The sequence below is a fragment of the Ruegeria sp. CDSB136 genome (assembly GCF_059610965.1).
On the sequence record NZ_JBXWOP010000009.1, the window covers coordinates 187,436 to 194,617 of the forward strand.

7 protein-coding genes and 1 tRNA gene are annotated in these 7,182 nt (G+C 56.0%); 4 read left to right on the plus strand and 4 right to left on the minus strand.

Annotated elements, in window-relative coordinates:
• Window positions 1-105 precede the first annotated feature (105 nt).
• A complete protein-coding gene (locus AC2FIR_RS11910; RefSeq protein WP_480915194.1) occupies window positions 106-1,305 on the minus strand; it encodes an ROK family transcriptional regulator in 1,200 nt (399 codons plus the stop codon).
• Between the two features lie 186 nt (window positions 1,306-1,491).
• On the opposite strand from AC2FIR_RS11910, the gene AC2FIR_RS11915 reads away from it, so the two are divergent.
• The 4 genes from AC2FIR_RS11915 to AC2FIR_RS11930 all read left to right on the plus strand — a co-directional run bounded on the left by AC2FIR_RS11915 (window position 1,492) and on the right by AC2FIR_RS11930 (window position 5,149).
• A complete protein-coding gene (locus tag AC2FIR_RS11915; RefSeq protein WP_170615751.1) occupies window positions 1,492-2,511 on the plus strand; it encodes a sugar ABC transporter substrate-binding protein in 1,020 nt (339 codons plus the stop codon).
• A 117-nt stretch (window positions 2,512-2,628) separates the two neighbouring features.
• Window positions 2,629-3,699, plus strand: a complete 1,071-nt coding sequence (locus AC2FIR_RS11920; protein ID WP_170615753.1) for an ABC transporter permease — start codon at window positions 2,629-2,631, stop codon at window positions 3,697-3,699.
• Entirely contained in the window at window positions 3,699-4,481 is a 783-nt protein-coding gene (locus tag AC2FIR_RS11925; RefSeq protein ID WP_170805733.1) for an ATP-binding cassette domain-containing protein, read from the plus strand. The genes AC2FIR_RS11920 and AC2FIR_RS11925 overlap by 1 nt, the downstream gene beginning before the upstream one ends.
• Window positions 4,478-5,149 (plus strand): nucleoside triphosphate hydrolase, encoded by a 672-nt coding sequence (locus AC2FIR_RS11930; RefSeq protein WP_496746820.1) that lies wholly within the window; start codon window positions 4,478-4,480, stop codon window positions 5,147-5,149. The genes AC2FIR_RS11925 and AC2FIR_RS11930 overlap by 4 nt, the downstream gene beginning before the upstream one ends.
• Window positions 5,150-5,184: 35 nt before the next feature.
• Here AC2FIR_RS11930 and AC2FIR_RS11935 read toward each other — a convergent pair whose 3' ends face one another.
• The 3 genes from AC2FIR_RS11935 to AC2FIR_RS11945 form a co-directional block, all read right to left on the minus strand.
• Complete coding sequence (locus AC2FIR_RS11935; RefSeq protein WP_496762397.1) at window positions 5,185-6,234, minus strand: metallophosphoesterase family protein; 1,050 nt, start codon at window positions 6,232-6,234, stop codon at window positions 5,185-5,187.
• Window positions 6,235-6,734: 500 nt separating this feature from the next.
• Entirely contained in the window at window positions 6,735-6,974 is a 240-nt protein-coding gene (locus AC2FIR_RS11940; protein WP_496762400.1) for an ectoine synthase, read from the minus strand.
• A 38-nt stretch (window positions 6,975-7,012) separates the two neighbouring features.
• Window positions 7,013-7,089 (minus strand) — tRNA-Met (locus AC2FIR_RS11945).
• Window positions 7,090-7,182: the final 93 nt, after the last annotated feature.

Consider the following 7,182-nt stretch of genomic DNA (forward strand, 5'->3'; position numbering starts at 1 on the left):
CAAGGATACAGAACTGAAATTCCCCTGGGTGCAGATGCTTGGGGGAATTTTGTTTCGAATGGGTTTTGCGAGCTTCTGCTCCAATATGCCTGTAATGCGCTTCCGCTACATTCCGGAAAGCCCCGCATTGGTGTTCAACAGAAACTGGCGAAAGATCGGACTGCTCGCCGCGCCTATGCCGCGCGCGTTTTCCCCGACCGCTGCACTTTCAACGACCGGCGGGATCAACCCCCGCTTGTCCTGGTTGGCCAGATAGCGACGCACCCTTGAAACCAGTTCTTCCCTGACCTTCGGCGGGAATGCCCCATCTATGAAGATTGCCTCGAAATCAATGACAGCACAGATCGAAAGCGCGGCTTTGGCCAATTCCTGAGCTGTCGTGCCAATCCACGGCTCAACATACCGGGAAATGCTGCTCCAATCCTGCGGCTTCTTCCAGAGAATGCCCGGATCGACGCCCGCTTCGACCAGCCTGTCCTCAAGCAAAAACAGCGAGGCGGTGTCGATAAGCTGCTGGCTTTCGCCCAGGGGGCCGGTGGTGCGCATCGCGCCCAGGGCCCCGGCGTTGCCCTGGTTGCCCTCGAACACCGTGCCATTCAAAGCGACCCCGCCGCCGATCATCGAGCCGATGAAAAAGTAGAAATAGTCGTGGTATTCCGCGCCGCGACCGTAGAGATGTTCGGCGTGACACGCTGCTGTTGCATCGTTGACGACAAAAACAGGCAAACTGCTGAACCTGGCCACCTCGGTAAAGAAGTTTACGTTCTTCCAGGACCGGAACTGTTTGGCCGCCAGCCCCGTCAGGTCGTGCCACTTCCAAAGCTCGAATGGGGTGCCAATTCCAATCCCGCACACGCGGTCCCGCAGTTTCCGGGGCTCATGCGCCAAAAGCGTTTCCAGGCCAGCCTCCAGAAACCCGAATACGGCTTCTGGCAGCGGGTAGTCATAAGTGGTGGAAAGCTGGCGGCGCGGCTTGCCTGTAAAGTCGATCAAAAGCAGGTCTGCACTGCGCCGCCCAATCTTCATGCCGACCGAAAGGATGCCTTCCGGGTTCAACTCCATCGGGACCGAAGGCTTGCCAACTTTCCCACGTAAAGGGGTTCCACGTTTGAGAATCTCATCCTTTTCAAGTTTGCGCAGGATGATTGAAACGGTCTGAGGAGAAAGGCCGGTCAACCGGGCAACATCCGCACCCGCTGCCGGTCCATGGCGTTGTAAAACCGTCAAAATCAGGCGCTCGTTATGATCGCGAACACCGCTTTGACTTACCCCGCCGGTTAGCATTCTAAGTGCTTCTTTCTCCATAATCCCGAACATAACCACCTTGTTTTCTTATGAAAAGATATCTGATCGAATTAATAAATAAACTTTATTTACTTATTGACATCGAGGCTCGAATCGCGGTTTGTTGAATACGACCTGCATTGGAGGATGGAGGTAGGTCTCGCTGGCGCGCCATGCGGGACGACGATGATTTTATGGGAGGACAACATGAGAAATTTACTCAAGCTTGCCGCATCGGCGACTGCACTCACACTGGCTGCCGCATCTGCGCAAGCGGCCGGTGAGACCGTCTGCCTGATCACCAAGACCGACACCAATCCATTTTTTGTAAAAATGAAGGAGGGTGCGACCGCGAAGGCGGAAGAGCTTGGCATGACCCTGAAGGCTTTTGCTGGCAAAATCGACGGCGACCACGAAACTCAGGTCCAGGCGATTGAAACCTGCATCCTCGATGGCGCCAAGGGAATTCTGCTGACAGCGTCTGACACAAGTTCGATTGTCCCCGCGGTTCAGCAGGCTCGGGACGCTGGTGTTCTTGTGATCGCATTGGATACGCCGCTCAGTCCGATTGACTCGGCGGACGCGACATTTGCGACAGATAACTACAAGGCAGGTCTGCTGATCGGGCAATGGGCGAAGGCCAAAATGGGTGATGCAGCAGCGGACGCCAAAATCGCGACGCTTGATCTGAATGTCAGCCAGCCGACCGTGGACGTTCTGCGCAATCAGGGCTTCCTCGACGGGTTCGGAGTGGAATTGGCGGATCCAAATGTTATCGGCGATGAAACAGACGCACGGCTGGTCGGCAGCGACGTGACCGACGGAAACGAAGAAGGTGGACGCCGTGCCATGGAAAACCTTCTGGCCAAGGATTCAACGATCAACGTGGTTCACACGATCAATGAACCGGCGGCGGCGGGTGCCTATGAGGCTCTGAAATCCATCGGGCGTGAAAACGACGTGTTGATCGTTTCGGTCGATGGCGGCTGCCCCGGCGTACAAAACGTTGAGGCCGGAGTGATTGGTGCCACAAGCCAGCAGTACCCCCTGCTGATGGCGTCGCTTGGTGTTGAGGCCGTGAAGAAATGGGCCGACGAGGGCGTGAAGCCAGAAAACACACCCGGTAAAGACTTCTACGATACCGGCGTTGCACTGATTACCGATCAGCCCGTTGATGGTGTGGAATCGATTTCGGTCGCTGAAGGCTTGGAGCTCTGCTGGGGCTAAACGCAGGCCTTTTGGATGAGGCGCGCCGAAGCGCCTCATCATTCCTTTCACCAGCAAACCGAAACTTCCTGTACACTGATCTCGTGGGCGGCATAACGCCCACGAAAAGGGGGAGATATGTCCGAAGCAAACCAAAGCGCCCAGGGATTTGAATCCGCAGCCAGCAAAACAGAAACTGTTGCGACTTTTGAGGATCATCGGCACGGCGTTCTGGGGAAGTTGCAGCATCTTCTGCACGTTAACCCGTCCTTTGTGCCGCTAATCGTCCTGGTCGGTGCGATTTTGATTTTCGGACTGCTTTTGGGCTCAAAATTCTTTTCGCCCTTTGCAATGACCCTGATCCTTCAACAGGTGCAGATCGTCGGCATCGTGGCCGCAGCGCAAAGCCTGGTCATTCTGACCGCTGGCATCGATCTGAGTGTTGGCGCGATCATGGTGTTTTCTTCTGTCATCATGGGGCAGTTTTCCTTCCGATACGGCATTCCGGTGCCAATTGCCGTTATGTGCGGACTGGCCGCCGGAACCATGATCGGAGCGCTCAATGGCTGGCTTGTCAGCCGCGTCAAGCTTCCCCCCTTCATCGTCACGCTTGGCATGTGGCAGATCGTTCTGGCCACAAATTTCCTGTATTCCGCGAACGAAACCATTCGCAGCCAGGACATCGAGGCAAACGCCCCCTTCCTTCAGTTCTTCGGCACCAAGTTCAGCATCGGTGGAGCAACCTTCACCGTTGGCGTCATATTCATGCTCGTGCTGATCTTTGTGTTGGCCTACGCCCTCAAACACACGGCCTGGGGCCGACATGTCTACGCAGTGGGGGACGATCCAGAAGCCGCAGAACTGTCAGGGGTCAATGTTCACAGAACATTGATGTCGGTCTACATGTTGTCCGGTCTGATCTGTGCATTCGCTGGCTGGGCTCTGATCGGGCGTATCGGATCGGTCTCGCCGACATCCGGGCAATTGGCCAACATCGAAAGCATCACCGCGGTTGTGATCGGGGGTATCTCGCTTTTCGGGGGGCGCGGTTCAATTCTGGGATCCCTGTTTGGTGCCCTGATCGTCGGCGTCTTCACGCTTGGCCTCAGGCTACTGGGCGCGGACGCGCAGTGGACCTTCCTGCTTATCGGACTTCTCATCATCGCGGCCGTCGCGGTTGACCAGTGGATCAGAAAGGTATCGGGCTGATGTCAGACACAACTCCAGTCGTCCAGGGCCGCGGGATCGTAAAACGCTATGGCCACGTAACCGCGATCGACCATTCCGATTTTGAGCTGCGTCAGGGCGAAATCCTGGCGGTCATCGGGGATAACGGCGCGGGCAAATCATCCATCGTTAAAGCAATCTGCGGCGCCACGATCCCGGATGAGGGCGAAATCCTGATAGAGGGGAAGAAGGTCAACTTCACCTCTCCGATTGACGCGAGGAACATGGGGATCGAGATCGTCTACCAACAACTTGCGATGTCCCCTGCCCTTTCGATTGCGGATAACATGTTCATGGGCCGCGAGATCCGCAAACAGGGCTTCATGGGAAAATACCTGCGTCAGCTCGACCGGCCAGCCATGGAGAAGTTTGCGCGTGACAAGCTGACCGAGCTTGGTTTGATGACCGTTCAATCGATCAATCAGGCAGTCGAAACCCTGTCCGGAGGCCAGCGCCAGGGCGTGGCCGTTGCTCGTGCCGCTGCGTTTGCGACCAAGTTCATCATCATGGATGAACCAACAGCCGCACTGGGCGTGAAAGAAAGCCGCAAGGTGCTTGAACTCATCCAGGATGTTCGGGCGCGGGGCATTCCGATCATCCTAATCAGCCACAACATGCCCCATGTCTTCGAAGTCGCCGATCGTATTCACGTACACAGGTTGGGCAAACGGCTCTGCACAATCGATCCCAAGGACTACACGATGTCCGACGCTGTGGCTTTCATGACCGGCGCCAAGGAACCCCCGAAAGAGGACGCCGCGTGATCGAGCAGGACGTAAAACGCGTTTGCGACCTGATCGCCGCCCGACGGCAGGCCGGCGTCCGGATGATTGTCGCAATCGCCGGCCCCCCTGCATCCGGAAAATCGACCCTGGCGGAGGCCGTCGTTCAATCGCTCAACACTGATCAGGGCTCGGGGCTTCCACAGGCAACGCTGGTGCCCATGGACGGTTATCATCTGGACAACCGCGTCCTTGAAGCACGGGGCCTACTGGCCAAGAAAGGCGCCCCGGAAACCTTCGATGCGGTTGGGTTTTGCAAGGCGATCAAGGACCTGCAGTCCGCGCAGCATGAAGTCTTTCACCCAAAATTCGACAGGCAGATGGATCTGGCGATTGCAAACGCGATTGCCGTTCATCCAGAAACTCCGATTGTCGTCGTTGAGGGAAACTATCTTCTGATGGACAGTGATCCCTGGAATGCATTGGCGGATGTCTTTGCCCTGACGGTGTTTGTCAGCCCGACATTGGAAGAACTCGAAAGCAGACTGCAACAACGGTGGATCAAACACGGCCTCGACCCCGTAACGGCACTGCAACGCGCAACCGGGAACGACCTGCCCAACGCCGAACTGGTTCTTGGAAAAAGTCGGAAGGCCGATCTGGTCCTAAATCAGAACTACACCGAATTCGGCGTGCGCTACGCGTTCTGAACCGGTGCGATGAGTAGTTGTGCCATCCGGTGACATCACTCGCAAGAAAGCGCGCGGCTTCTCAGGAGGCATCGATTTAGTGCGTTTCCTTTTGCGTCAATCGCCTCCATCGACCAACTGTCTCCAACCTCTCTGGTCAACATCAGGAAGCCGAAATCACTGTTGTTGACCACGAGACTTGCCAGGCTTCCGGCGACTTCAACATTGGTCAAAGCACCTGTTGGCATTGGATCCAGCTGTGTCCCGCCGTTGCCGCTTATCCCCTGCACCGGCCCATCTGCCAAATCGATTGCCTGAAACGCGTGAATATGGCCAGACAGGACAAGGTTCAATGGTCCTGGCATGGCCTCGCCAAACGCCGCGCGCTGTGTGTCGTCGCCATCGATCAGTTCACCGAAGGCACGCATGTTTGCCCAAAGTGGGCGATGAGTGAGAAACCAGGTTTCGCCACTGATGTTTGCAAACATATCCCCGGCCATTCGACCATATTCGGGCAACAGATCGGGGCTGCTTTTTGGGGCAGGACCGGCGGACGAGTCGAATGCGATCAGATCAAACCCGTCGACAGAGGCTACCCAGGGTTCAGTCACAGCCGGACAATCATCCGGAACGAGACCAGGTGCAAAATACCGGAACCACCCTTTGTCGCCGCGCCCGCAACTTTCATGATTGCCTCTGACAAATATGAAGGGGGCAAGAGCGAACAGGGTATCGGCCGGGTCCAACCAATCTGCAGACCAGACCCGGAAATTGTCACCAAAAGGGGAACCACCGCACTTTTCCGGGTCTGGGCACTCACTTGATCGGTACAGGTAATCGCCAACGTGGATGATCAGATCCGGTGATCTGGATGCAATTTCTGCCGCGATCGATTCCAATGGCCAGGCAACCGGGTCATTGCAGGCCTGAGCCCTGCCGCCCCGAATGCGGCAGCCGGTATCTCCAATCACGACAATCCGCTGGACGCTTGGATTTAGAATTGGCAGCGCGTTTCCCTCAAGCATTATCTGTTGCGCCCTTTTTGGCGCGCGATGCTCGCAGACGATTTCCGGAAACTGGCTGTCTGGTATCGCCCTTTTGTTCATGGCGACCAAATGGCCATCGACTTGCAAGTTGGGGCAGTCAGGCGATGTAGAGGTTGCGCGTACAACAACTTCGTCATCGGGCCCAAGCTGGACCCAACGGTGCACTACATCAGCGACAGAAGACGCAGCGCCGAAACAAAACAAACACCATACCCAGAAAACGAGTGAACCGATCCTGACCAACACGCGGGCACCTCTTTCGAAGAATGTCACAAATCTACGATCGACCTTTCGAAAGTCCAGTGAATTGAAATCCGGTTGATGCTGGCCGGAAGGAGCAGCTGCAAAGCGGTATTAGGGTTGGTGACCAAGTCCAATAGCTGTCAACGAAGAGTTTAATCCTAATCAGGACAACTGATCTATAGAATTGGATGACTGCCGTGTCCGCGAAGCGGGCTCTCACAATGCTTCGGTTGATGGTCGCAATGACCCCGGAATGGACTATTGGCAATGCGCCCTTTCCCCGAGCTTGGAAACTTGGAAATAACTCACTGTGCGCGTCAGGATTCAATTGGCGCATAGCTTCCGTCCTCGCGATGAACCTCCGTCCCGGCAAGCGGCGGGTTGAAGACGCAGACGAGCCGGAGGTGACCGTCCAGAGCTTGTACCAGGTGTCTGTCGTTTTGATCCAAAGCGTATAGGTGATGGCTAGGCTGCAAAGTATCGTCAGGCAGGGAGATGACCTTCAGGTTATGGCCCTGACGAGGTGACGACGTTAAGCGATTGATCCAGTGGATCAATTGTAGTCTGAACGGGCTGATCTGGGATTTTCCGACGCTGGTTGCGGGAGTAGGATTTGAACCTACGACCTTCAGGTTATGAGCCTGACGAGCTACCGGGCTGCTCCATCCCGCGTCAGGGTCGGAAAGTGTTTCATCGTCAGAGAGAAGGGGGATTTTGCTAGGTTTGGCGGTGACCTACTCTCCCGGGGCTTAAGCCCAAGTACCA

Excerpts from the sequence above, each read along its gene's own strand:
- AC2FIR_RS11910 (WP_480915194.1), bottom strand. The coding sequence starts at position 1,305 with ATGGAGAAAGAAGCACTTAGAATGCTAACCGGCGGGGTAAGTCAAAGC.
- AC2FIR_RS11915 (WP_170615751.1), top strand. The coding sequence starts at position 1,492 with ATGAGAAATTTACTCAAGCTTGCCGCATCGGCGACTGCACTCACACTG.
- AC2FIR_RS11920 (WP_170615753.1), top strand. The coding sequence starts at position 2,629 with ATGTCCGAAGCAAACCAAAGCGCCCAGGGATTTGAATCCGCAGCCAGC.
- AC2FIR_RS11925 (WP_170805733.1), top strand. The coding sequence starts at position 3,699 with ATGTCAGACACAACTCCAGTCGTCCAGGGCCGCGGGATCGTAAAACGC.
- AC2FIR_RS11935 (WP_496762397.1), bottom strand. The coding sequence starts at position 6,234 with ATGAACAAAAGGGCGATACCAGACAGCCAGTTTCCGGAAATCGTCTGC.